At 66.5% G+C, this 24,049-nt stretch carries 22 protein-coding genes; 13 read left to right on the top strand and 9 right to left on the bottom strand.

Annotated elements, in window-relative coordinates:
* Nucleotides 1-4 precede the first annotated feature (4 nt).
* Nucleotides 5-907, bottom strand: a complete 903-nt coding sequence (locus ACO07K_RS01265; RefSeq protein ID WP_422034116.1) for a sterol desaturase family protein — start codon at nt 905-907, stop codon at nt 5-7.
* 84 nt (nt 908-991) lie between these two features.
* On the opposite strand from ACO07K_RS01265, the gene ACO07K_RS01260 reads away from it, so the two are divergent.
* The gene (locus ACO07K_RS01260; protein ID WP_422034115.1) at nt 992-1,639 is read left to right on the top strand and encodes a TetR/AcrR family transcriptional regulator; all 648 of its coding nucleotides are present in this window, start codon (nt 992-994) and stop codon (nt 1,637-1,639) included.
* Here ACO07K_RS01260 and ACO07K_RS01255 read toward each other — a convergent pair.
* Nucleotides 1,614-2,270 (bottom strand): ureidoglycolate lyase, encoded by a 657-nt coding sequence (locus ACO07K_RS01255; protein WP_422034114.1) that lies wholly within the window; start codon nt 2,268-2,270, stop codon nt 1,614-1,616. The two genes, ACO07K_RS01260 and ACO07K_RS01255, sit on opposite strands and share 26 nt — an antisense overlap.
* Nucleotides 2,271-2,281: 11 nt before the next feature.
* Entirely contained in the window at nt 2,282-3,883 is a 1,602-nt protein-coding gene (locus tag ACO07K_RS01250; RefSeq protein ID WP_422034113.1) for a lysine--tRNA ligase, read from the bottom strand.
* Between the two features lie 203 nt (nt 3,884-4,086).
* Here ACO07K_RS01250 and ACO07K_RS01245 point away from each other — a divergent pair, with 203 nt between their 5' ends.
* Nucleotides 4,087-6,867 (top strand): ATP-dependent DNA helicase, encoded by a 2,781-nt coding sequence (locus tag ACO07K_RS01245; protein WP_422034112.1) that lies wholly within the window; start codon nt 4,087-4,089, stop codon nt 6,865-6,867.
* A 66-nt stretch (nt 6,868-6,933) separates the two neighbouring features.
* Entirely contained in the window at nt 6,934-7,338 is a 405-nt protein-coding gene (locus ACO07K_RS01240; protein ID WP_422034111.1) for a hypothetical protein, read from the top strand.
* Nucleotides 7,339-7,547: 209 nt separating this feature from the next.
* Here the strand turns inward: ACO07K_RS01240 and ACO07K_RS01235 are convergent, their stop codons facing one another.
* Entirely contained in the window at nt 7,548-8,513 is a 966-nt protein-coding gene (locus ACO07K_RS01235) for a D-2-hydroxyacid dehydrogenase (RefSeq protein ID WP_422034110.1), read from the bottom strand.
* A gap of 5 nt (nt 8,514-8,518) precedes the next feature.
* Entirely contained in the window at nt 8,519-9,265 is a 747-nt protein-coding gene (locus tag ACO07K_RS01230; protein WP_422034109.1) for an SDR family NAD(P)-dependent oxidoreductase, read from the bottom strand.
* Nucleotides 9,266-9,409: 144 nt separating this feature from the next.
* On the opposite strand from ACO07K_RS01230, the gene ACO07K_RS01225 reads away from it, so the two are divergent.
* From ACO07K_RS01225 to ACO07K_RS01185, 9 genes are all read left to right on the top strand, one after another.
* Nucleotides 9,410-10,405: a Bug family tripartite tricarboxylate transporter substrate binding protein gene (locus tag ACO07K_RS01225; protein ID WP_422034107.1), complete on the top strand. Its 996-nt coding sequence runs from the start codon at nt 9,410-9,412 to the stop codon at nt 10,403-10,405.
* Nucleotides 10,406-10,459: 54 nt separating this feature from the next.
* Entirely contained in the window at nt 10,460-11,554 is a 1,095-nt protein-coding gene (locus ACO07K_RS01220) for an ABC transporter ATP-binding protein (protein ID WP_422034106.1), read from the top strand.
* Nucleotides 11,538-12,398, top strand: a complete 861-nt coding sequence (locus ACO07K_RS01215) for an ABC transporter permease (RefSeq protein WP_422034104.1) — start codon at nt 11,538-11,540, stop codon at nt 12,396-12,398. Before ACO07K_RS01220 ends, ACO07K_RS01215 begins: the two co-directional genes overlap by 17 nt.
* A gap of 10 nt (nt 12,399-12,408) precedes the next feature.
* Nucleotides 12,409-13,197 carry an ABC transporter permease gene (locus tag ACO07K_RS01210; RefSeq protein WP_422034103.1) on the top strand — a complete coding sequence of 263 codons (789 nt, stop codon included), beginning with the start codon at nt 12,409-12,411 and terminating at the stop codon, nt 13,195-13,197.
* Nucleotides 13,198-13,207: 10 nt separating this feature from the next.
* Nucleotides 13,208-14,320 carry an extracellular solute-binding protein gene (locus tag ACO07K_RS01205; RefSeq protein ID WP_422034102.1) on the top strand — a complete coding sequence of 371 codons (1,113 nt, stop codon included), beginning with the start codon at nt 13,208-13,210 and terminating at the stop codon, nt 14,318-14,320.
* Nucleotides 14,321-14,332: 12 nt separating this feature from the next.
* Nucleotides 14,333-15,436, top strand: a complete 1,104-nt coding sequence (locus ACO07K_RS01200; protein WP_422034101.1) for an isopenicillin N synthase family dioxygenase — start codon at nt 14,333-14,335, stop codon at nt 15,434-15,436.
* Between the two features lie 51 nt (nt 15,437-15,487).
* Complete coding sequence (locus ACO07K_RS01195) at nt 15,488-16,582, top strand: NAD-dependent epimerase/dehydratase family protein (RefSeq protein ID WP_422034100.1); 1,095 nt, start codon at nt 15,488-15,490, stop codon at nt 16,580-16,582.
* Between the two features lie 94 nt (nt 16,583-16,676).
* On the top strand, nt 16,677-17,600 hold the full coding sequence (ppk2, locus tag ACO07K_RS01190) for a polyphosphate kinase 2 (protein ID WP_422034099.1): 924 nt from the start codon (nt 16,677-16,679) through the stop codon (nt 17,598-17,600).
* Entirely contained in the window at nt 17,600-19,936 is a 2,337-nt protein-coding gene (locus tag ACO07K_RS01185) for an Orn/Lys/Arg decarboxylase N-terminal domain-containing protein (RefSeq protein WP_422034098.1), read from the top strand. The genes ppk2 and ACO07K_RS01185 overlap by 1 nt, the downstream gene beginning before the upstream one ends.
* Here the strand turns inward: ACO07K_RS01185 and ACO07K_RS01180 are convergent.
* Together ACO07K_RS01180 and ACO07K_RS01175 are read right to left on the bottom strand one after the other, a co-directional pair.
* Nucleotides 19,918-20,502: a GNAT family N-acetyltransferase gene (locus ACO07K_RS01180; RefSeq protein WP_422034097.1), complete on the bottom strand. Its 585-nt coding sequence runs from the start codon at nt 20,500-20,502 to the stop codon at nt 19,918-19,920. The genes ACO07K_RS01185 and ACO07K_RS01180 overlap by 19 nt on opposite strands.
* A gap of 213 nt (nt 20,503-20,715) precedes the next feature.
* Nucleotides 20,716-21,588 (bottom strand): LysR family transcriptional regulator, encoded by an 873-nt coding sequence (locus tag ACO07K_RS01175; protein ID WP_422034096.1) that lies wholly within the window; start codon nt 21,586-21,588, stop codon nt 20,716-20,718.
* 79 nt (nt 21,589-21,667) lie between these two features.
* Here ACO07K_RS01175 and dapA point away from each other — a divergent pair, with 79 nt between their 5' ends.
* Nucleotides 21,668-22,555 carry a 4-hydroxy-tetrahydrodipicolinate synthase gene (dapA, locus tag ACO07K_RS01170; protein WP_422034095.1) on the top strand — a complete coding sequence of 296 codons (888 nt, stop codon included), beginning with the start codon at nt 21,668-21,670 and terminating at the stop codon, nt 22,553-22,555.
* Here the strand turns inward: dapA and mscL are convergent.
* Entirely contained in the window at nt 22,552-22,974 is a 423-nt protein-coding gene (gene mscL / locus ACO07K_RS01165) for a large conductance mechanosensitive channel protein MscL (RefSeq protein WP_422034094.1), read from the bottom strand. The genes dapA and mscL overlap by 4 nt on opposite strands.
* A gap of 21 nt (nt 22,975-22,995) precedes the next feature.
* A complete protein-coding gene (locus ACO07K_RS01160) occupies nt 22,996-23,934 on the bottom strand; it encodes an AEC family transporter (protein WP_422034093.1) in 939 nt (312 codons plus the stop codon).
* Between the last annotated feature and the right edge of the window lie 115 nt (nt 23,935-24,049).

The following is a 24,049-nucleotide window of genomic DNA, read 5'->3' as shown; positions in this document are numbered from 1 at the left end:
GAGATTACGTCATGGCCTCCTGAGTTTGCAGTATGCGAGCCTTGCGTAGCTCAGCCGCCGTCAGGCCTTTTCCGTCGGCACGCCAACCCGGCGGGCCGAACAGGTACATCCAGACTTCCCGAGCCGACCGCGCCGAGGCGAGGTCCTTCACGAGTCCGATCCACGGACCGAAGTTGAGCAAGACCGGATTGCGCGACGAGACCGCGGGCGAGACCAGTCCGTAGTCGCAGGGCAGGTCGTCGCGCTCCGGCACATAGGTGCCGAACAGGCGGTCGAAGACGATCAGCACGCCCCCGAAATTGGCGTCGAGATACTCGGGGTTCCGCGCGTGATGGACGCGATGCGCGGACGGTGTGTTGAGGATGCCCTCAAGAAAACCGAGCTTGGGAATCCAGTCGGCATGGATCCAGAACTGATAGAGCAGGTTCAGGAACAGCGCCGTCAGCACCGTCTCCGGCGTGAAACCCAGCAGCACGAGCGGCGTGAAGAAGAGCGACGTGCCGGTGAAGCGGCCGATCCAGCCCAGCCGATAGGCCATGGCGAAGTTGAACTGGTTGGGCGAGTGGTGGACCGAGTGCGACGACCAGAACCAGCGCACGGTGTGACTGGCGCGATGGAACCAGTAGTAGAAGAATTCGAGCCCGACGAAGAGCAGCAGCACGGACCAGACGCTGTCGAGCGACTGGGTGAAGAGCCGATGCTCATACATCCAGCCGAGCCAGGGCGCGGCGAACGTGTAGGGAATGAACGCCAGCAGCCGGCGGCCGGCGAGATCGCCCAGCGAGCAGGCCCAGGATTTCCAATCGTAGGCCTCGGCCCGCGTCCGGGACTGCCAGAGGCCTTCGGCCAGCGCGGCGCCCATCACGAGCGGCAGGATGACGAGATAGAGAGTGGCGAGGGACTGCACGAACGCCTCCGTATGACTTGCCGCGGCCGAATATATGAGTAATGCTCATATTTCGTTACTCGCCTTCCCCTGTCGGGTGCCGCCGTGGCCACACGTCGCCAAGTCCCTGAAAACAAACGGAGATCGCCGCGACAGGCGCGCGCAGCGCAGACCGTCGCGGCGATCGTCGAAGCCGCGGCTCAGATTCTGGAGAAGGGCGGCCTGGCGGCCTTCACCACCAACGCGGTGGCCGAGCGGGCCGGCGTCAGCATCGGCACGCTCTATCAGTATTTTGCCGACAAGAACGCGCTGCTGATGGCGCTGGCCCGCGAGGAGATGGAATCCGCCCTCGGCCAGGTCGGACGGGCGCTGCAGGGCGAGGGCGATCCCTCTGTCGAGGGCCGGGTGCGCGCCATGGTGCGGGCGATCGTCCACGCCTTCCGCGGCCGGCAGCGCGCGCGCAAGGCGGTGGTTCAGGCGCTGCTGGCACAAGGTCACGGGATCGAGCTGATGGCGCCGGTCGCCGCCTTCGTCGCGCGGGCGGGCGAGGCCGTGGGGCGCGGCCCGAACCCGCTGGTCGGTCCGTTCACCCGCGAACAGGCCTTCGTGGTATCGCGCGCGCTCATGGGCGTCGTCCGTGCCGCGGTGCTGGAGGAGCAGCCCTTCCTCGCCAGCCGCGCCTTCGAGGACGAGATCGTGCGGATGATCGTTGCCTATCTCGGCGCGATCAGCCCTGCGGCAGCGGCACGTTGAGCAGCACGCCGAACTCGCGCGCGAGATCGCAGCTCACACGCGCGTGTACCTTGCCCTGCTTGTCGAAGAAGCGGCCGGTCTCGTTCACCGGAAACACGCCTTCGTGCCAGATGCCGGGATGGATGTAGATGCCGAAGCTGCCGTCGGACCAGAAGGCCTTGAAGGTCTCGGGCTGGAGATCGTCCCCCGGCAGCGCGGCCGGCACGACGAAGGGCTTGCCGTCGAGCGGCCAGAAGAGCTGCCCGCCGTCCGGGTGATAGTTGCAATGCCACAGCAGCACGCGACCCTGGCTCAGCTTCACCCCGGGCCGCACCGTCTCCGGCAGGTCGCGGAAGCCGATGACATAATGGCCGCCGACCGCCTCGTTGCGGCCGATCAACTCGTTGCCCCGCCATTCGCAGTTGAAGATGCCCTCGGTCGTCCCGCCCTCGATGCCGGTGCCGGCATCGAGCTTTCGCGAGCCGCTGAGCGGCCATGGCACGATCTCGATCTTCTGCTTCTTCGGATCGCGCACGACCTCGCCATAGCCCTTGATCGTCTCGCGGTTGGCGCGGATCAAGGGAACGTCGAGCAGGCGCAGCCCGGCCGGCACGTCGGGATTGAGATAGTCGAAGACGACGCCGTCATGCATGTCGCTGGCCCCTACGCTGCCTTGCCGAGATCCTCGCCGGCAAGCGCGCGTTCAATCAGCTTCACGACATTGTCGCGGCCATAGAGCTTGATGAAGGCGCCCATGCGCGGGCCCTGCTCGCTACCGAGCAGCACCTCGTAGAGCGCCTTGAACCACTGGCGCAGCTCTTCCTTGGCGAAGTGACGCTTGCCGGCCTCGTAGACCTCGTCCTGGATGGTCTCGGCCGTAGCACCCTCTGGCGTCCTGCGCAGCGTCTCGAGGAGATCTTGAAGCGCCGCGCGCTCGCGGTCGGTGGGCAGCCGGAACTTCTTCGAGGACTTCACGAAGTCCTGGTAGTAGGCGACCGCGCCGGCGAGCAGCCGGTCGAGATAAGGAGCTGTCTCCGGCGTCGCACCCGGCACGTAGCGGCGCAGATACTGCCAGAGAACGTCCTTGTCCTCGGTATTGGCGACACCCGCGAGATTGAGCAGCATGCCGAAGGTGACGCCGGCCGCGGAGTTCGCGGGCGCGGCGCCGTCATGGATGTGCCAGGCCGGATTCTCCAGCGCGCGCGCCGGCTCCTCGGCCGGCAATTTCTCGACCAGCGAGAGATAGTCGTCGATGGCGCGCGGGATCACGTCGAAATGGAGCCGCTTCGCGCGCCGGGGCTGCTGGTGCATGTAGAGAGCCAGCGATTCGGGCGAGGCATAGCGCAGCCATTCCTCGACCGAGAGACCGTTGCCCTTGGACTTCGAGATCTTCTTGCCTTCCTCGTCGAGGAAGAGCTCGTAGTTGAAACCCTCCGGCGGCTTGCCGCCCAGGATGCGCACGATCTTCGCGGAGAGTTCGGCCGATGGAATCAAATCCTTGCCGTACATCTCGTAGTCGACGTCGAGCGCGAACCAGCGGCCGGCCCAGTCGGCCTTCCACTGCAGCTTGACGTTGCCGCCGGTGACCGGCGTCTCGACCATCGAGCCATCCTCGTCGCGATAGACGATGGTGCCGGCATCGGCGTCGGTCTTGATCACCGGCACCTGCAGCACGCGGCCCGTCTTGGGCGAGATCGGCAGGAAGACGGAGTAGGTCGCCCGGCGCTCCTCGCCCAGGGTCGGCAGCATGACCGCCTGCACCTCGTCGTAGTGACGCAGCATGGCGAGCAGCATCGCGTCGAAGCGGCCCGACTTGTACCACTCGGTCGCCGACTGGAACTCGTACTCGAAGCCGAAGGAGTCGAGGAAGGCGCGCAGGCGAGCGTTGTTCGCCGCGCCAAAACTCGGATGTTCGTTGCTGAAGGGATCGGGCACCGAAGTCAGCGGCTTGCCGAGATGGGCCGCCAGCATCTCCTTGTTGGGGACGTTGTCCGGCACCTTGCGCAGGCCGTCCATGTCGTCGGAGAAGCAGAACAGCCGCGCCGGCACGTCGGACAGCCGGCGGAAGGCCTGGCGCACCATCGTCGTGCGCACGACTTCACCGAACGTGCCGATATGCGGCAGACCCGAGGGACCGTAGCCGGTCTCGAACAGCACATAGCCTTTCGCCGGCGATTTGCCGCCGGTGCGGGCGACGAGCTTGCGGGCTTCTTCAAACGGCCACGCGCGTGCGGCCTCGGCAAGGGTGCGATCGATCTGGGACATGGGTCGGTCAAACTAGGTGCGGCCGCGATTTGCGTCAATGCAGCAGCGGCCCGAAGGGCGGCGGGATCGACACCAGACCTCTCGAGGCGGATGGCGATGCTTCCAGTTGCTCTCGCGGTCGCTGCGATTTCCCACCTGGAGGCCGATGCACGACAACCGGCAGTCGCTGCATCGGGCATTTGCCCTGTGCTATCTACGGAACAGTGACGTTTTCAGCGACCTCCTCCTGGCCGGCTTTGGTCGCGACCGCCCGCGGCGCCCTCTGGCGCGCGCCTGACGGAACGCTCGAGCGTCTGACCGGCGCCGATGCCGGGCGTCGGGCGGCCGGCACCCTGCCGCTGGTCTGCCACGCCCCCGCGGTCGCGGCGCGCCTCGGGCTCGAGGATCTCCCGGCTCACGACCTGCTCGAACTCTTCGCCTTCGTGCGACCGGCGCGCTTCTGCCTGCCGACGGTGCGCGGCCTGTGCGAGACGCTCGGCCTCGAGGTCCCCGCGACGCCCGAGCGGGAGGTGGCAGCCCTGCCCGCGCTCGCGCGCGCCCTGCTCGACGAGCTCGACGACATGGCAGCACTGGCTTCGTCCGAAATGAAGGAAACGGCGCTGGCCATGGCCCGCGGACGATGGAGCTGGGGCGATGCGGTGCTGGATGCCCTCGGCCTCGACAAAGACAGCAAGAAATCCCGCCCGGGCGCTGGCCTCGACATCTGGAAGACCCTGCCCGTGTGGGAAGAGCCGCCGCCCGCGCCGCCACCCGGCAGCCAGCCCGTCGAGCCGCGCGAGGCCAGATTGCGACTGGCCCATCTGGTTTCGGCCGGCTCGAACATGGCCGAGGCCCGACCGACCCAGAGCGACTATGCCTCGGCCGCCAGCGCGGCCTTCGCGCCGCGCGAAGAGGAAGGCAAACCCCATGTCGTGCTGGTCGAGGCCGGCACCGGCGTCGGCAAGACCCTGGGCTATGTCGCGCCCGCCAGCCTGTGGGCCGAGAAGAACGGCGCGCCGGTCTGGATCTCGACCTACACGCGCAACCTGCAGCGCCAGATCGACACCGAGCTCGACCGCCTCCATCGCGACTCCGCCGAAAAGCGGCGGCGCGTCGTCATCCGCAAGGGTCGCGAGAACTATCTCTGCCTGCTGAACTTCCAGGAGGCGGCGATGCGCACCGGCCTGATGCCGGAGAATGCGGTCGGTCTCGGCCTGATGGCGCGCTGGGCGCTGGCCAGCCGCGACGGCGACATGATCGGCGGCGACCTGCCGGCCTGGCTGCTCGACCTGGTGGGCCGCAGCCGCGTGCAGCGGCTGGCCGACCGGCGCGGCGAGTGCATCTACTCGGCGTGCGAGCATTACCGGAAGTGCTATGTCGAACGCACCATCCGCCGCGCGCGCCAGGCCGACATCGTCATCGCCAACCATGCGCTCGTGATGATCCAGGCGGCGATGGGCGGCCTCGACGACGCCACGCGGCCGCTGCGCTACGTCTTCGATGAGGGCCATCACCTGTTCGAGGCCGCCGACGGCGCGTTCGGTGCGCATCTGAGCGGCGTCGAGACGTCGGATCTGCGCCGCTGGCTGCTGGGCGCCGAGGGACGTCGCGGCAGCCGCGCCCGTGGGCTCGAGCGCCGCCTCAGCGATCTCCTGGGCGAGGATGTCGAGGCGCAGAACGCATTAAGTCGCCTGCTCGATCTCGCGCAGCAACTGCCCTCTCCCAACTGGCAGACGCGGCTGGCCGACGGCACCGTGCTCGGTCCGGCCGAGGAATTCCTCGCCCTGGTGCGCCAGCAGGTGCGGGCGCGGTCGGCCGGCGACGACCAGGGCTTCGGCCAGGAATGCGACGTGCGACCGCTCAATCCCGGCCTGATCGAGGCCGCCGACCAGCTGGCCGACGCGCTGGAGAAGATGCTGCAGCCGGTGCGCCGACTGCGCCAGGCGCTGCGGGCCAAGCTCGAAGGCGAGGCCGACAAGCTCGACTCCGGGCAGCGCGCGCGGATCGAGGGCGTGACGCGCTCGCTCGCCAACCGCTGCGAGCTCACGCTCGAATCCTGGCGCGCCATGTTGCGCGGCCTGCACAACGATCCCGACCCCGCCTTCGTCGACTGGTTCGCCGTCGAGCGGGTGCAGGGCCGCGAATACGACGTCGGCATGTACCGCCACTATCTCGATCCGGCCGAGCCGTTCGTGAACGCGGTGATCCGGCCCGCGCATGGTGCGGTGATCACCTCGGCGACCCTGCGCGATTCGCTCGGCGTGCCGCAGGCGGCCAACGACGAGGACGTCGCGACACAGGCCGACTGGATGGTCGCCGAAGCACGCACCGGTACGCGTCACCTCGCAGCGCCTGCCACCCGCGCGGCGATGGCCTCGCCCTTCAACTATGCCCACGCCACAAAGGTGCTGATCGTCAAGGACGTGAAGCGCGACGATGCCGATCAGGTGGCGGCCGCCTATCGCGAACTCTTTCTGGCCGCAGGGGGTGGCGCCCTTGGCCTCTTCACGGCGATCGGTCGCCTGCGCGCCGTGCACCAGCGCATCGCGCCGGTGCTGGAGGAAGCGGGCTTGCCGCTGTACGCCCAGCATGTCGGCGGCATGGATGCCGCCACCCTGGTCGATATCTTCCGCGCCGAGGAGCATTCCTGCCTGCTGGGCACCGACGCCGTGCGTGACGGTGTCGACGTGCCGGGGCGATCGCTCCGCCTCATCGTGTTCGACCGCGTACCGTGGCCGCGGCCCGACATCCTGCACCGCGCGCGCAAGGCCCATTGGAAGGCGGCCGGCGCCGGCGCCAACGGCTACGACGACATGCTGGCGCGACTACGGCTCAAGCAGGCCTATGGTCGCCTGATCCGGCGCGCCGACGATCGCGGTGTCTTCGTGATGCTCGATTCGCGTTTGCCCACCCGACTCCTCAGTGCCTTTCCGCCGGGTGTCGGCGTCGAGCGAGTCGGGCTTGCCGATGCGGTGGCTGAAACGAGGCGGTTTCTGGATAGTTGAGATCGGCGCAACGATCGCCGCGAGAGGCTGTTTCTCCTGCAGCAAACAACGCAACAGGAGGAACTCATGAACACCAACAAGCTCATTGCCCTCACCGCGGCAGCCCTTCTCTTTGGCGGCTCAGCTATGGCGCAGAGCGGCGGTAGCTCGGGAGGAAGCGCGGGCGGTAGTGCCGGTGCCGGCGGCGGCGCATCCAGCGGCGGTGCCTCGGTCGGCGGTGGCGCCTCCACGACGCGTCCGAGCGGCACGACCGGCACGGGCACTACCGGCGGCGCGACGACGAGCCCTGGCGGCGGTTCGGCGGGTGTCGGTGCGACCGGCAGCGGCACAGCTCCCGCACCGGGCGGCAGCACCAGCTCGATGGGCGTCGGCGCCGGCTCGACCGGCGGCGGTTCCGTGAACCAGGGCATGGCGCCGTCCCCGTCCGGCTCCGGCGGCGTGTCCGGCGGAGCCTCGGGCACGACGCGCTAGCAGGCCGGCGAAAGCGCCGGAAGCCCGGCAAATAAACGAAACAAACGAAATATTCGAAACAAACGAAGCCGGAGTCGCACCCTCTCGAATCGGCCCCCGAAAGCAGACGGTAACGACGGCCCGCTCACATCGGCGGGTCGTCTTTTTATGCACGCTCCGTGCTGATCAAGCCCATCGATCGTGGCGCGGGATCGAATAGAGCCGCCGGCTCAATAGCCGGCGGCTCGATCCACGACTTCCTTCAACGGCTCGCCTTCCACAAAGCGCCTGAGGTTTTCGACGAACAGGCGCGCCACGAAGCGGTCGCGCTGCGGATGCGGTCCGCCGATATGCGGCAGCACGACGATGCCTTCAGCCTGCCAGAACGGGTGGTCCGCAGGCAGCGGTTCCTGGCGGAACACGTCGAGCAGCGCCCCGGCGATCCTCTTCTCCTTCGTCGCTGCCATCAGATCGGCGTCGTTGACGATCTGGCCGCGGCCGAAATTCAGCAGCCAGGCCGAGGGCTTCATCTTCGCCAGACGCTTCGCATCGATGAAGTTCTCGGTTTCTGGCGTCGCCGGCAGCAACAGCAGGACGAAGTCGGACTGCGCCAGCACCTCGTCGGTCGCTTCCGGCGGCAGCACCTCGGCGACGTTCGGCACGCGCGTCGGGCGGCGCTTGGTGCCGATCACGTGCATGCCGAGCGCGACGGCAATCCGCGCCACTTCCTGACCGATGACACCCAGGCCCAGGATGCCGAGCGTCTTGCCCGTCAGGGGCTGAGCCACCGTGTGGACCCAACGGCTCTGCTTCTGGTTTTCGGCGGCCTGCGCATAGGGCTTCGCGACGTGGAACAGCGCGCCGATGATGTTCTCCGGCATCGACTCGGTGTGCGTGCCGCGCGCGCAGGTGAGCGTGAGGCCCGGCGGCAGATCGGGCAGCGCCAGCCAGTTGTCGACGCCGGCGCTCATCGCCTGAGCCCAGCGCAGCCGGGGCATCGCGGGGAGCAGCCCCGCCGGCACCGCCCCCGCCATCATCGCCTCGGTCCGGGCGAGCTGCTCGGCCGATGGCTTCTCCTTGCGCGGCAAGGTGTCGACCGCAACCCGGTCGGCCAGGCCCGCCGCCTGAATCGCGTCGAGATAGGCCGTCGGAGAATCGGTCCAGAGAAGGACGTGGGGGCGGCTGGTCGGGGCCATCGGCGTTACAGACCCTGTCCGCCAGCCACGGCGATGGTCTGGCCGGTCACCCATGAGGCGAACGGCGAGGCCAGAAACAGCGCCACGTTCGCCACCTCCTCGGCATGACCCATGCGCCCGAACGGGATCGAGGCCAGCGTGCCGTTGTAGAGGGCGGGATTGTCGGTCTTGCGCTTGTCCCAGACGCCGCCGGGAAACTCGATCGAGCCGGGGGCGATGCAGTTCACGCGGATACGGTCCTTGGCGTACATCGCCGCCTGCGTGACCGTGTAGTGGATCACCGCCGCCTTGATAGCACCGTAGGGCGGCTGGCGCGCCGCGGGATGATGGGCGGAGATCGAGGAGATGTTGACCACGTTGCCCTGCACCTTCCTCAGTTCGGGCAGCGCCTCCTGCGTGGCATGGACGATCGAAAGCATGTCCACGGCGAGATTGCTGGTCCACCCCTTGTCGTCGTCCGAGGAGCCGAAGGCCGAGGCGTTGTTCACCAGGAAATCGACGCCGCCCAGCGCCGAGATGGCATCGCGCACATAGCCGCGCACCGCATCGCCCTGCGCGAGGTCGGCGCTGGCGGCATGCGTCTTGTGGCCGTGCTTGGCGAGTTCCGCGCGGGTCTCCTCGAGCGTCTTGGAATCGCGTGCGCAGATCGACACGTCGCCGCCGCAGGCCGCGAACCCCATCGCGATGGCCTTGCCGATACCGCGGCTGCCGCCGCAAACGATCGCCTTCTTGCCCGTGAAATCCAGTTTCATCGCACCGTCTCCTGTTGCGGGCGCCACCGTGGCGGCCGCGCCCTCTCAAATCAAGCGAAGGCTCCTCCCGGCGTCGTATTGAACAGCGGAACGACTCGGCTAGACTGTCTCGCAATAAAGAAATCACAGGAGGCTACGTTCAAGATGACCAAAATCATGATTCCGCGCCGACGCGCGCTCTTGCTTTCCGGCGGTGCACTCGCCGCACCGATGATCGCCTCGGGCATCGCCCGCGCGCAGAACGACTGGCCCAACCGGCCGGTGAAATACATCGTGGTGTTTCCGGCCGGCGGCCCGACCGACACGCTGTCGCGCATCGTCTGCCAGGAGCTCTCCGAACTCACGGGCCAGCAGTTCATCATCGAGAACCGCGCCGGCTCCGGCGGCAACATCGGTGCCGACATCATCGCGAAGTCAGCCCCCGACGGCTACACGATCGGCCTCTACACGATCGCCGCGCATGCGATCGCGCCGACGCTCTACGCCAGGCTGCCGTTCGACGCGGGCAAGGACTTCACCGGCGTCGCCATGCTGTGGTCGGTGCCCAACATGCTGATGACCCGACTCGACTTCCCGGCCAACACGATTCCAGAGTTGATCGCGCTGGCGAAGGCCAACCCGGGCAAGTTCTCGTTCGCTTCGTCGGGCGCCGGCACCAGCCCGCACCTGACCGGCGAGATGTTCAAGCAGATGGCCGGCGTCAACCTGCTGCACGTGCCCTACAAGGGCAGCGCGCCCGCCCACCAGGACATCCTGGCGGGCCAGGTCGACATGATGTTCGACAACATCCCCGGCCCGCTCGGCCTGATGAAGGGCGGCAAGGTGAAGGGCTTCGCGGTGACTTCCAAGGAGCGCCATCCTGCGGTGCCCGACAAGCCGACCTTCGGAGAATTCCTGCCGGGCTTCGAGATCACCTCGTGGGGCGGCGTCTGCGCGCCGGCCGGCGTGCCGCCGGCAATGGTCGAGAAGCTCTCGGCGTTGACCAAGCAGGCCCTGCAGAAGCCCAGCGTAAAAGCCGCTTTCGACCAGCAGGGCGCCACCCAGATCTGGATGACGCCGACGGAGACCGCCGCCTACCGCGCCGCCGAGGAAAAGAAGCTCGCCCCGGTGATCAAGGCGTCGGGCGCCAAGGTGGAGTAATTTCCGCCTGTCGCACCGGCGCACGGGCTGGCATGGAATTCGCTGCACCGGCGTATGCTCTCGCCGGTTCCAGAGTCGCTCGTTCGGTTCGTCAACGTTCGCAAGAGCTATGACGGCACGGTCGATGCCGTCTGTGGGCTCAACCTCGAGGTCGCCCGCAGCGAGTTTCTGACGCTGTTGGGCCCGTCGGGATCGGGCAAGACGACCACGCTCACCATGCTTGCCGGCTTCGAGCGGCCCACCGAGGGCCGCATCTTCGTCGACGGCGAGGACGTCACCGACGTGCCGGTCGAGAAGCGCGGCATCGGCATGGTGTTTCAAAACTACGCGCTCTTTCCGAACATGACGGTGGCGGAGAACATCGCGTTCCCGCTGCGCGTCCGCGGCGTATCGCGCGCAGAAATGACGGCGAAGGTCGCGCGGGCCCTGTCGATGGTCCGGCTCGACGGCTTTGGCGATCGCAAGCCGCAGCAGCTTTCCGGGGGCCAGCAGCAGCGCGTCGCGGTCGCCCGCGCCCTCGTCTTCGAGCCCCGCCTGATCCTGCTCGATGAACCGCTGGGCGCGCTCGACCGCCAGCTGCGCGAGCAGATGCAGTACGAGTTGAAGCATCTGCACCAGCGGCTGGACGTCACCATGGTGTACGTCACGCACGACCAGGTCGAGGCGATGACCATGTCGGACCGGGTCGCGGTGTTCAGCACCGGCGCCCTCCGCCAGGTCGACGAGCCACGCCGCCTCTACGAGGCGCCGGCCTCTCTCTTCGTCGCCCGCTTCCTCGGCGAGAGCAACGCCCTTGCCGCGACCGTGCGACAACACGCTGATGGTCGTTGCGTGGCCGCGCTCGCGACCGGCGAGACGGTGACGGCGGTGATGCCGGTGCCCTGCGCGCCGGGTTCCGCGGTGCATATGGTCGTGCGGCCGGAGAAGATCCTGCTCGGCACGGCTGCGCAGGCGGCACCCAACCGCTTTGCCGCGCGCATCGCGGAGGTGACGTTTCTCGGAGACCAGACGCGGCTGCGACTCGTGGCCTTTGGTGCCGACGATTTCATCGTGAAGCTCGCGAACACCGCCGGCCAGGACTCGTTCGCTCCCGGCACGGAGATCGACATCGGCTGGCAGGCGGAGGATTGCCGTGCCCTCGCAGAGTGACGCGCGGGCGGAATGGCGCCCGCGCCACGGCGCCTACTGGCTGATCATCCTGCCGGCTCTTGCGATGCTGGTCCTTCTCTATCTGGTACCGCTCGCGGACGTTCTCGTCACCAGTGTCATGGATCCCAAGCCCGGCCTCGACAATTACGGGCTGCTCTTCACCAGCACGTCGGTCCAGAAGACCCTGCTGACGACGCTCCGCATTGCCGCGCTCACCACGTTCATCGCCCTGCTGCTGGGCTACGCGGTGGCCTATGCGATGCGGGCCGCCAACACCGGCCAGCAGCGCCTCATGCTGTTCTGCGTCCTCCTGCCGTTCTGGATATCCGTGCTCGTTCGCTCTTTCGCCTGGATCGCGCTGCTCGGCAGCCGCGGGCCGGTGAATGCCGGATTGATGGCCTGGGGTATCATCGACGAGCCCCTGCCGCTGGTGCGCAACGAGACCGGCGTGCTGATCGGCATGGTCCACGTCATGCTGCCCTACGCCGTGCTGACGCTCTACGCCAACATGCGCGGTATCGACGTGCGGCTGGTCGCGGCCGCGCGCAGCCTCGGCGCCAGCCGGTTCCAGGCGTTCCGCATGGTGTTCCTGCCGCTCACCCGCCCCGGCCTGATCGGCGCCGGCACGCTGGTCTTCATCCTGTCGCTCGGCTTCTACGTCACGCCCGCGCTGCTGGGCGGCGGCAAAGTGCTGATGATCGCCGAATACGTCGCCGTGCAGATCAACGACACGCTGCGCTGGGGGTTGGGCACCATGCTCGCCGCGACGCTGATGCTGTCCGTACTTGCCGCGCTGTGGGCGCTCTCGCGCATCCTCGACGTCAAGCGGCTGTTCGGCGCGTGAGGGGGCCCTCGTGAACAGGCATCATGCGACCGGAATCGTGACGGCCTTCGCGTGGATGGTGCTGGGCTTCCTCGCCCTGCCCGCCTTCGCCGTCGTGCCGATCTCCTTCACCGACACGCGCTATCTCGCCATGCCGGACGAGCACTGGTCGCTGCAGCACTGGCGCGCCTTCCTGTCGAGCGGCGAGTGGCATGACAGCATCTGGCAAAGCTTCTGGATCGCCTCGGTTTCCACCTTGAGTGCCGTGGTGGCCGGCACGCTGTGCGCCATCGGCTGCTGGCGCGTGTCATCCCGCTGGTCGGAACGCGTCCGCACCGCGATGATCCTGCCCATGGCGGTGCCGACGATTGTCTACGCCTTGGGCATCTACCGCCTCTATGTCGATCTCGACCTCGTCGGATCTGCGATCGGCATTGTCTTCGCGCACACGGTGACCGGCCTTCCCTATGTCGTGCTGACCGTCTCCGCCTCGCTGGCCAATATCGATCCGAGGCTCGAGCAGGCGGCTCGCGGGCTCGGCGCTTCCGTCTGGCAGACCTTGCGCTGGGTGATCGTTCCGAACGTTGTCCCCGGCATTCTGTCGGGCGCGATATTTGCTTTCATCCATTCGTGGGATGAGTTGATCGTCGTGATCTTCATCGGCGGCCGGGCCTTCTTCACCCTGCCGCGTCGCATGTGGGACGGCATCAACGACAATCTCGACCCCGTCATCGCCGTGGTGGCGACGGGCATGATCCTGTTCACGCTGCTCGTTCTCAGTGCAGAGATCGCCTTGAGGGCTCGACGATCGAGGAGCTAGGAGGTCAATGATGTCCGACGTACGCGATCGTCAGAGCGATATCGAACGGTTCGTCCAGAACACAGAAGGCAAGGTCTACTCCCGGCGCGTGTTCTTCGGCATGTGCGCCGCCCTCGGCGTGGCGCCGATTGCCGCGCGTCTCAGCCCGGCGATGGCCGACCAGAAGGAACTGGTGCTCGTCAATTGGGGGGGCGATGCGGTGCGCGGGATGAAGGCGTCCTTCGTCGATCCCTATCTGAAGACGTTTCCCGACCGCAAGGTTGCCATCGACGGCACCGGCCCCTCCACGAGCCGCATCCGCCTGATGGTCCAGAGTGGCAAGGTCACGTGGGACATCATGGACCGCAACCTCCACACCGCGCTGGAGATCGGCCCCGAAGGCATGCTGGAGAAGATCGACTACTCGATCGTCGACAAGAGCAAGGTGCGTCCGGAGCATGCGGTCGAATGGGGGATCGGAAACTACCTCTACGCCATGGTGCTGACTTACAACACCAAGAAGTGGGGCGGCGAAGTCCCGACGACCTGGAAGGATGTCTGGGACTTCAAGAAATTCCCCGGCAAGCGAGCGTTCCGCCGCGAGCCCGACGCGGTGCTGGAAGCGGCGCTGATGGCCGACGGCGTGCCTTTCGACAAGATCTATCCGATCGACATGAAGCGCGCCCTCGACATGCACAAGAAGATGAAGGAGCACGCGATCTACTACACGGTCATCGCCGACGGGCAGAACGCCTTCCGCAACGGCGAGGTCCATCTCGGGCAGCTCCTCAACACGCGTGCCTGGCCGCTGAAGCTCGATACCAAAGGCCTTTATGACTGGACCTGGAACGAAGGCGTGTCGTGGGGGGCTTGCTGGATGGTGCCCAAGGGCGCTCAGGGCGGAAAGGCGATCTGGGAGTTCATCGCCATGACCCAGGATCCCAAGGCGCAGGCCGAGCTTCTGAAGTCCAACGGCTACGGTCCGGTCAACCCGGAGGCCTACAAGTTCCTCGATGCCGACTGGAACAAGGTCAATCCGGGCGCCCCGGAGAACTACGCGAAGATGCTGCCGGGCGGCATCGAATGGTACGCCAAGAATGCGACGGCCGCCCGCCAGCAACTCATCGATGCGCTCTCGAGCTGAGAAGGAAGCGATATGACCGATATCCAGTCATCCACGCCCGCGCCGATGCCCGCTCCAAGCCTCGGCCGCTGGGCCAACGCCAACGAATTGCCGGTCATCGACTTCGCACCGCTGGGCCGCGACAACGAGGAGGCCAAGGAGCGGCTCGCCCGCGAAGTCCACGATGCCTGCCGAGATGTCGGCTTCCTGACGATCGTCAATCACCCCGTACCGCCCGAGAAGATCCGCGAGATTTTCCGCCAGTCCAAACGCTTCTTCGCCCTGCCGCTCGAGGCGAAGATGAAGGCCTACATGGGCAATTCCAACCTGTTTCGCGGCTACCTGCCGATGGATCAACCCGGCAAGCAGAATGCCTATCGCGGCGCTGCCATAGAGGGCTTCCAGCCTCACCTCGACCCGTCGCGCATGAAGGCGCGCAAGCCGCACAAGAACGAAGCCTTCCAAGTCTCGATCGAACTGCCCGACGACGATCCGGATGTCGTCGCGGGCAAGCCTCTGCATGGCGCCAATCTGTGGCCCGAGGACCTGACGGGCTTCCGCGAGGCGGTCCTGGACTATCACGCCACCATGACCGACTTCGCCGCCCTGCTTGCCTCCGTGTTCGCGCGCGGACTGGGCCTGCCGGACGGGTACTTCGCGCAGTACTACAAGAAGCCGCTGATTCAGGTCCGGTTGCTCCATTATCTGCCGCAGGACACCCAGGCAGCCCTCGAGGGCGGCGACAGTCGCGCCCATCAGGACGCCGGCGGATTCACCATGCTGCAGCAGGACGATGTCGGCGGGCTGGAGATCAAGAGCAAGTCCGGGGAATGGCTGATCGTGCCGCCGGTCGAGAACAGCTTCATCGTCAACATCGGCGATTCGATGCGGATGTGGACGAACAACCGGTTCGCCTCGACGCTCCATCGCGTCGTCAACCACTATGGCCGCGAGCGGTACTCGGTCGGCGTGTTCGCCAATCCCGACTACGACACCGTCATTCGTCCGCTGCCGACCTGTGTCGACGCCGAGCACCCGCCGACCTTCGACAGCATGAAGGCCGGCGAGGCATTGTTGTACCTCTACAGCCGGGTCTGGCCCTCCAAGGGCGAGCCGGACAAGGTTTCCTCCTACTGACCGCCGGCGCATAGGGCTTGCGGTGGCGGCAGCGCGTGTCAGGCTGCCGCCATGACCCGAAAGAAGATTCTCGTGGCCGGGGCCACCGGCCTCGTCGGCCATGCCGCCCTGAAGCACTTCGCTGCCGTCCAGGGCTGCGACGTCGTCGCCGTCTCGCGCCGCAAGCCGGGCGAAACCTACGGGGCGCGCTGGTTGCCGCTCGATCTCACCGACAGCGCGGCCTGCGAGGCGCTGGCGCCGGAATTCGCGGGCGTCACGCACCTCGTCTATGCCGCCCTCTACGAACGGCCGGGTCTGGTCGCAGGGTGGCAGGAAGAGGAGCAGATCCGCACCAACGACCTGATGCTGCGCAACCTGATGACGCCGCTCGAACGGGCGTCGTCGGGGCTGCGGCATGTCGCGCTGCTACAGGGCACCAAGGCCTACGGCGTCCATGTCCATCCGCTCGCCGTGCCGGCGCGCGAGAACCGTTCGGAAATGCACGAGCAGCCGAACTTTTACTGGAACCAGGAGCGCTTCCTGCGCGAGCGCCAGCAGGGCAAGGGCTGGCACTGGTCGATCCTGCGGCCCGTCCTGATCGTGGGCGATTCCGTGGGCAGCGCGATGAACGTCATTCCGGCGCTGGGTGCCTATGCCGCCTTCATGCGCAAAGCCGGCAAAACGCAACTCGACTATCCGGGCGGCGTCGGCCGCGTGGCCCGGGCGGTCGATGCCGACCTCCTGGCCCGCGCCATCGCCTGGTCGGGCGAGGCCGCGGCGGCGCGCAACGAAATCTTCAACGTCACCAACGGCGATGTCTTCGTGTGGCCCAACGTCTGGCCTGCCGTCGCCGATGCGCTGGGCTTCGAGGCGGGCGACCACGTACCCCTGGCGCTCGACCGCGAAATCCGGCCACGCGAGGCCGAATGGGCGGAGATCTGCGCCGAGCAAGGGCTGAAGTCGGGCACACTACAGGAATTTGTCGGCCTGTCGTTCGAATATGCCGACTACACGATGGGCTACGGCCGCACGGAGCCGGGACCGGCGGCGCTGGTCTCGACCATCAAGCTGATGCAGGCCGGCTTCACCGAGGTGATGGACACCGAGGCGATGTTCCGCAAATGCTTCGCGCAAATGCAGGAAAAGGGCCTGTTGCCGCGCCCCTGAGGCCGCCGCTCGCGACGTAGCGTGACCGTCGTCAAATTGTCATATGCGCCCCTCACTTTCCCGGCCATTCTGAACGGGCGACGGAGGGCTTGGCATGGAGAGCGAACGGGACCGCAAGGCGCTGGAGGACCGCGTCCGCCGGGAACTGGCCGACAGCATCGACGAGGACCTGGAGCTCGAACTGGGCGACGAAATGCTGGCCCGCCTGCCCGAGCATGGCGACGGCGATCTGCCGCAGAACGACGGAATCGACCGGAAATTCTATTTCACCGAACTGCTGCGGCTGCAGCGCGAACTGATCAGGCTGCAGGACTGGGTGATCGCCCGGAAGCTCAAGGTCGTCGTCCTGTTCGAGGGCCGCGACGCCGCGGGCAAGGGCGGCGTGATCAAGCGCGTCACCCAGCGGCTGAACCCGCGCGTCTGCCGCACCGTCGCCCTTTCGGCGCCGTCCGAGCGCGAACGCACCCAATGGTACTTCCAGCGCTATATCTCCCACCTGCCGGCGGGCGGCGAAATCGTGCTGTTCGATCGCAGCTGGTACAATCGGGCGGGCGTCGAGCGCGTCATGGGCTTCTGCACGGAAAGCGACGTCCGGGATTTCTTCGAGACCGTGCCCGAGTTCGAGCGCATGCTCGTGCGGTCCGGCATCGTCCTGCTCAAGTACTGGTTCTCGATCACCGACGAGGAGCAGAACATGCGCTTCCTGATGCGCATCCACGATCCGATGAAGCAGTGGAAGCTCTCGCCCATGGACCTGGAATCCCGGCGGCGCTGGGAGGAGTACACCAAGGCCAAGGAGGAGATGCTGGCCCGGACGCACATTCCGGAAGCGCCATGGTGGGTGGTCGAGGGCAACAACAAGCGCCGCGCGCGCCTCAATTGCATCCACCACTTGCTGCAGCAAGTGCCCTATAAAGACGTCGAACACCAACCGATCGTCCTGCCGAAGCGCGAACACAAGCCCGACTACGCGCGCACGCCGGTCGCTCCCGAACTCTATGTCCCGGCGGTTTACTGATGGATTTCTTCAGGCGTTTCACGTTCCTCGTCTGCGCTCCGGCCTTCGACGCCGACGATCTCGAGGGCCACAGGCTCGGCGAGATCACGGTCTCCATCGAGAAGATGGGATTCCAGGTCGTGCGGGCGCGCCGCATCGAGGATGCCGAGATGGTGGTGCAGACCGACGCCGCGATCGGCTGCATGGTCGTCGACTGGGGCAAGAAGGGTCTCGACGGCAAGGCCGCGGCGATGATCAACATGATGCGCCGGCGCGGGCTGGAGATGCCGATCGTCATCCTCGTGCGGCGCAAGCGGCTGCAGGACATCCCGGTCGAGCTGATGGACTTTATCGACGGCTACATCTTCCTCTCCGAGGAGACGCCGGAGTTCATCGCCAAGAACCTCGTGAGCCGTCTCAAGCAGTATGCCGAGACGCTGAAGACGCCGTTCTTCGGCGAGTTGGTCGACTATGCCGAGGAAGGCAACCAGCTCTGGACCTGCCCGGGCCACAATGGCGGCATCTTCTACAACAGGAGCCCGATCGGCCGGATCTTCGTCGAGCATTTGGGCGAGGCGGTTTTCCGCGACGACCTGGACAATTCCGTGCTCGATCTTGGCGACCTGCTGGTCCACGAGGGCCCGGCGCTGAAGGCGCAGAAGGAAGCCGCCGTCATCTTCGGCGCCGAGAAGACCTATTTCGTCCTGAACGGCACCTCCTCGTCGAACAAGATCGTTCTGCAGGCGCTGGTCGCGGAGGGCGATCTCGTGCTGTTCGACCGCAACAACCACAAGGCCGCCCATCACGGCGCGCTGTTCCTCGGCAACGGCATCCCCATCTATCTCGAGACCGACCGCAACGCCCACGGGCTGATCGGCCCGATCTTCCATGAGGCGCTCGACGAGGCCGCCATCCGTGAGAAGATCCGCACCAACCCGCTGGTCGCCGACAAGGACGCGTGGAAGCACGAACGGCCGTTCCGTGTGGCCGTCATCGAGCAGTGCACCTATGACGGCACGATCAACGACGCGCGCCTGATCGTCGAGAAGATCGGCCATCTCTGCGACTACATCCTGTTCGACGAGGCCTGGGCCGGCTTCATGAAGTTTCACCCGCTCTATGCCGGCCGCTTCGCCATGGGGCTCACCGAGCTCGGTCCCGACAGTCCCGGCATCATCGCCACGCAGTCGGCGCACAAGCAGCTTGCCAGTTTCAGCCAGGCCTCGCAGATCCACGTCAAGGATCGCCACATCAAGGGCCAGCGCCGGCGCATCGAGCATCGCCGCTTCAACGAGTTCTTCATGCTGCACGCCTCGACCTCGCCCTTCTATCCGATTTTCGCCTCGCTCGACGTCGGCGCGCAGATGATGAAGGGGCGTTCGGGCGAAGTGCTGTGGGACGACACGATTCGGCTGGGCATCGAGATCCGCAAGAAAATGCGCGCGATCCGCCGCGAGTTCGAGGACAAGGAGCGCGACGTGGCGCGACGCTGGTTCTTCGAGCCCTTCGTGCCCAATCGCGTCACGGTGGGCGGCCGCGAACAGGCCTGGGAGGATGTGCCGACCGACGACCTCGCCTCCGATGCGCGATACTGGGAGCTCGCTCCCGACGCGTCATGGCACGGCTTCAAGCACGTGGCACCAAGCTATGCGATCACCGATCCCAACAAGCTGATCGTACTGACCCCGGGATTCGATCGCGAGACCGGTCGCTATGCCGGGCACGGTATTCCCGCGCCCGTGGTCGCGCAGTATCTGCGTGAGAACCAGATCGTCCCGGAAAAGAACGACCTCAACTCGCTGCTCTTCCTGATGACGCCGGGCGTCGAATCGAGCAAGGCCGGCACCCTGCTGAGCGCGTTTGTGATCTTCAAGCGGCTGCACGACGAGAACGCGCGACTGGAAGACGTCATCGGCGAGTTCGTTCGCAAGCGGCCGACACGCTATGCCGGCATGCGCCTGCGCGATCTCTGCGCCGAGATGCATGCCTTCTTCCGCGAGAGCAACGTCAGCCTGATGCAGCGCGCGCAGTTCATGCCCGAGCACCTGCCCGAACCGGCCATGCCGCCGCACGAGGCGGTCCGCCAGCTCGTGCGCAACAATGTCGACTATGTGCCGATCGAAGAGGCGGCCGGTCGCATCGCGACCACCATGTTCGTGGTCTATCCGCCCGGCATCGCCAGCATCGTGCCGGGCGAGAGGCTCGACGAACGGGCCAAGCCGATGCTCGACTACCTGCTCATGTTCCAGAAGAGCGCCAATCTGTTCCCCGGCTTCGACGTCGAGATCCAGGGCATCTATCGCGAGATCGACAAGGAAGGCCGTGTGCGCTTCTACACCTACGTGGTGCGCGAATAGGCGATCTCGACCGGCGGCGTGCTGGCGCCCGCGCCGATGGCGCGCTGCATCAGCACGCTGTCGGCCCACTTGCCATACTTGAAGCCGACGCCCTCGAGCAGGCCGACCTTCCGAAAACCGTGCGCCTCGTGCAGGCTGAGCGAGGCGACATTGTCGGCATCGACATAGGCGAACATTTGTCGATACCCGGCCCCGGCGCAGGCCTCGATGAGCGCCGGCAGGAGCAGGCGGCCGATCCCGGTGGAGACATGGTCGGGATGGACGTAGATCGAATGCTTCACCGCGTAGCGATAGGCCGGACGCTTGCGGAACGGCACTGCGTAGGCATAGCCCACGATCACCCCGTCGCGTTCGGCCGCGAGGTGCGGCAGCCGACGTCGCAGCATGTTCTTGCGCCGCCTCTTGATGTCGTCGGCCTGCGTCGGCTCGATGACGACGTCACCCACGCCGCGCGTGATGTGGTGTGTGTAGATCGCGATCATGGCCGGCACGTCGCTCTCGGTCGACGGCCTCACCACGACCGCGCCCCGCGGCTTTTCGAGCACCGACCCGCTCGTCGCTGACATCACCCGATCCTCCTCTGAGACGCCCGGATCAAACACGCCTCCATGACCGTTTCATGTCAGCAAAAAAAGAGGGCCCGGAGAGTTGTTCACTCTCCAGGCCCCCAGACGCCCCCTCTAAACTCGCTGGCCGCCGCGGCGATGTCTCGAACCGCGCCCCGTCCATGCACTCGAAGATACGGGCCGGCGCGGCATCGGCACAGGGGGCGCTTGGTATCAATTGTTATGGTTTCGTAACCGTCCGGAAAAACTCGCCCGCACGTGGTCGGCGAGATCGCGGGCGGCAGGTCCCAGGCCCGGCGGCGTGTAGAGGTTGATGCGGAACTCCGGCAGCGACGGCAGCCGGGCGTCGCGACCGAGGATGACGAAGCGCTCGGGCACCGAGGAGCGCAGCAGCGGCGCCACCGCGAGCCCCGCCTCCAGTACGGCATAGACGGGCTCCAGCCGGCTCACCTCGCAGACCGCGCGCCAGTCGCGCCGCGCCTTGCCCAGCGCCTCGACGGCGATGGGGCGGAAGACGCAGGTTGGCGCACCGAGCGAGACCGGCAGCGGGTCCTTGAGGTGGGCATCGCCATCGGCCGCGCCGACCCAGACGAGCCGGTCGGTGCGCAACGTCTCGCCGTGGCGGCCGCACTCCGTCTCGGTCGTCATGGCGAGATCGACGCCGCCCGACTTCAGCTCCTCGCGGATCACGCTGGAATCCTCGCAGACCAGGCTGACCCGGACGCGCGGCTGCGCCTTGGCGAAGCGCCGCAGGATCGCCGGGACGAAGCTGCCAATGATGTCGTAGGGCACGCCGAAGCGAACCTCGCCTTCGAACTGGGGAGCCCGCATCGACGACCAGACTTCGTCGTTCATCGCCACCAGGCGTCGCGCCGGCTCCAGCAGCCGCTCACCCGCCGGTGCCAGGACCAGCCCGCGCCCCTGGCGGGTGAAAAGCCGGCAGTCGAGCGCCTCCTCCAGCCGCTTGATCTGCTGGCTGGCCGCCGCCTGGCTCATGCCGAGCGCCGCAGCCGCCCGCGTGACGCCGCCCGCTTCGACGACGGTGAGGAAGGCGCGCACCAGCGCCAGATCGAGGTCCTTGCGCATGGCACATATAATCATTTCCGAACGGTCTTATCCAAAACATTCGTTTTTGTTATTTCTTGGACCGCTCTAGCGTCGCGCCATGACCACGAAGATCTCGGGCCTCTGGCTGCCCCTCGTCACGCCGTTCAAGGACGGCGCCATCGACTTCGCGAGCTACGACCGGCTGGTGAACCACTACATCGCCAAGGGCGTCGACGGGCTGCTGCCGCTCGGCACGACGGGCGAATCGCCGGCCCTCGACGAGGACGAGATCGCGGCGGTGATCGAGCGCACCCTGGCGGTCGCCAACGGCCGCGTGCCGGTGTTTGCCGGTATCGGCGGCAACGCCACGGCCAAGGTCGAGAAGGAACTGAAGCGGCTCCGCCACCTGCCGATCGCCGGCATCCTCTCGGTATGCCCCTACTACAATCGGCCGAGCCAGGACGGGTTGATCGCGCATTTCCGCCGCATCTCCGCGGCCACCGACCGCGACGTGGTGATCTACAACATTCCCTATCGCACGGCGGTCAATCTATCGAACGACTCGTTGCTCGACTTGGCGGAGGTGCCGAACATCGTGGGGGTGAAGGATAGTTCCGGCAGTATCGAGCAATCACTCGAACTGCTGCGGCGCAAGCCCGCCGATTTTGCGGTGCTGACCGGCGAGGACGCGCTGTTCTTCACCATGCGCGCCAATGGCGCGGAGGGCGGCATCCTGGCCGCGAGCCACCTGATGACCGAAGGCTTCGTGGAGGTCGAGCGCCGCTTCGCCACCAACGATCTCGCCGGCGCCCGCACCGCCTGGGCGCCACTCGCGCGCTTTGTGCCGATGCTGTTCGCCGAAGCCAATCCGATGCCGATCAAGTATCTCCTGTGGCGTCAGGGGCTGATCGCATCGCCGGAATGCCGACTGCCGCTCACGAAGATCTCCGACGGGCTGGCCCGCCGGCTGGACGCGGTGTTCGACCACGCGACGGCAGTAGTCTAGCCGCGCGCCTTCAGGAGATCGCGAATCTCCGTCAGCAGCTCCTGCTCCTTGGTCGGCGGCGCGGGCGGCGGCGGCGCGCTCTCCTCCTGCTTGATCACGCGGTTCATGCCCTTGATCACCATAAAGAGGACCCAGGCGATGATCAGGAAGTTCACCGTCACGGTGAGGAAGGTGCCGTAGCCCAGCGTCGCGCCGGCTTTCTTCGCGGCGTCATAGGTCGCGGCCTGGCTGGCCGCGGGCGTGAGGCCGATGAAGTAATTGGTGAAGTCGAGGCCGCCGGCGATGCGGCCGATGATCGGCATGATGATGTCGCCGACCAGCGAGTCGATGATCTTGCTGAAGGCGGCGCCGATGATCACGCCGATGGCGAGATCCACGACGTTGCCGCGCATCGCGAACTTCTTGAATTCCTGAAGCATGGGTGTTCTCCCTTTTCGTCGTCAGGTTACGCGCAGCCAGACCAGCAAAGCAGAAACCGTAACCACCGAGAAGGCCGTCGACAGCAGAACGGACGCCGTGTTCTGCTCGACCGACACGTCGAACTGCTTGGCCAGCACGAAGGCGTTGGCCGCGGTCGGCAGCGCGGCCATCAGCAGCGCCACCTTGCCCGCAATCGAATCGATGGGCACGAAGAAAGGTAGGATCACCAGCGCCGCCAGCGGCTGCAGCAGGAGCTTGATCAGGGTGGCGAGCCCCGCCTCCGCGAGACCGCTCTTGATCGACTTGTCCGACAGGAACAGGCCGATGGCGAATAGCGCGCAGGGCGCCGCGGCGGCGCCCATCAGGTCGAGCCACTTCTCGACCGGTACGGGCAGGGGCAGGGCGACCCAGGAAGCCAGGATGCCCAGCGCGATCGAGACTGGCAGGGGATTGCGTGCCACGTTGAAGGCGGCTCGCAGGAAGGTCCGCACCGGACCGTGCCCCGCCGCGACCTCGAGCTCGATCAGCATGACGCCGAACACCATGGAGACCACGGCGGTCACGATCACCGTGAGCATAGCCGGCGGCAGGCCCTGCTCGCCGAAGGCGGCCAGGCAGAGCGGCACGCCCATGTAGCCGACATTGCCCCAGGAGGCGGCGATGCCCTGCAGGCTCATCGCCGCAAGCCCGCCTCGCGAAACCAGCCGTGTGGTGATCATGCCGACCACGAAGGTCGCGACCACGGCGATGCCGAACCCCGCCATCAGGCTGGGATCGAGCACGGCGGCGACCGGCGTTCGCGCCAGGGTGCCGAAGAACAGCACCGGCAGGGCGAAGTAGCTCACGAAGGCATTGAGCGCCGTCGTCGCCTCGGGCCCCAGGATACGCCACCGGCCGGCCAGATACCCCGCCAGGATGACGCCGAAGATCGGAAAGGCGACGTTGAGAATGGCCTGCACGGGCTTTCCGATTGCAGTTGCTCTAACTCATTAAGAATTTGACATAAATACCACAAATCACATAGCATTTTGGAGATACAGCGAGGCCGCACCCGTCCCCCCACCGCAAGCGGCC

The sequence above is a fragment of the Reyranella sp. genome, assembly GCF_965228225.1.
Lineage (GTDB): Bacteria > Pseudomonadota > Alphaproteobacteria > Reyranellales > Reyranellaceae > Reyranella.
The sequence above is the reverse complement of the archived record's forward strand: the minus strand, read 5'-3'. Positions and strand labels throughout refer to the sequence as shown.

Coding starts and splice junctions, on each gene's coding strand:
- ACO07K_RS01180 (WP_422034097.1), bottom strand. CDS start 20,502: ATGTCAGCGACGAGCGGGTCGGTGCTCGAAAAGCCGCGGGGCGCGGTC.
- ACO07K_RS01175 (WP_422034096.1), bottom strand. CDS start 21,588: ATGCGCAAGGACCTCGATCTGGCGCTGGTGCGCGCCTTCCTCACCGTC.
- ACO07K_RS01205 (WP_422034102.1), top strand. CDS start 13,208: ATGTCCGACGTACGCGATCGTCAGAGCGATATCGAACGGTTCGTCCAG.
- ACO07K_RS01185 (WP_422034098.1), top strand. CDS start 17,600: ATGGATTTCTTCAGGCGTTTCACGTTCCTCGTCTGCGCTCCGGCCTTC.
- ACO07K_RS01235 (WP_422034110.1), bottom strand. CDS start 8,513: ATGGCCCCGACCAGCCGCCCCCACGTCCTTCTCTGGACCGATTCTCCG.
- mscL (WP_422034094.1), bottom strand. CDS start 22,974: ATGCTTCAGGAATTCAAGAAGTTCGCGATGCGCGGCAACGTCGTGGAT.
- ACO07K_RS01255 (WP_422034114.1), bottom strand. CDS start 2,270: ATGCATGACGGCGTCGTCTTCGACTATCTCAATCCCGACGTGCCGGCC.
- ACO07K_RS01220 (WP_422034106.1), top strand. CDS start 10,460: ATGCTCTCGCCGGTTCCAGAGTCGCTCGTTCGGTTCGTCAACGTTCGC.
- ACO07K_RS01195 (WP_422034100.1), top strand. CDS start 15,488: ATGACCCGAAAGAAGATTCTCGTGGCCGGGGCCACCGGCCTCGTCGGC.
- ACO07K_RS01225 (WP_422034107.1), top strand. CDS start 9,410: ATGACCAAAATCATGATTCCGCGCCGACGCGCGCTCTTGCTTTCCGGC.
- ACO07K_RS01200 (WP_422034101.1), top strand. CDS start 14,333: ATGACCGATATCCAGTCATCCACGCCCGCGCCGATGCCCGCTCCAAGC.
- ACO07K_RS01230 (WP_422034109.1), bottom strand. CDS start 9,265: ATGAAACTGGATTTCACGGGCAAGAAGGCGATCGTTTGCGGCGGCAGC.
- ACO07K_RS01250 (WP_422034113.1), bottom strand. CDS start 3,883: ATGTCCCAGATCGATCGCACCCTTGCCGAGGCCGCACGCGCGTGGCCG.
- dapA (WP_422034095.1), top strand. CDS start 21,668: ATGACCACGAAGATCTCGGGCCTCTGGCTGCCCCTCGTCACGCCGTTC.
- ppk2 (WP_422034099.1), top strand. CDS start 16,677: ATGGAGAGCGAACGGGACCGCAAGGCGCTGGAGGACCGCGTCCGCCGG.
- ACO07K_RS01240 (WP_422034111.1), top strand. CDS start 6,934: ATGAACACCAACAAGCTCATTGCCCTCACCGCGGCAGCCCTTCTCTTT.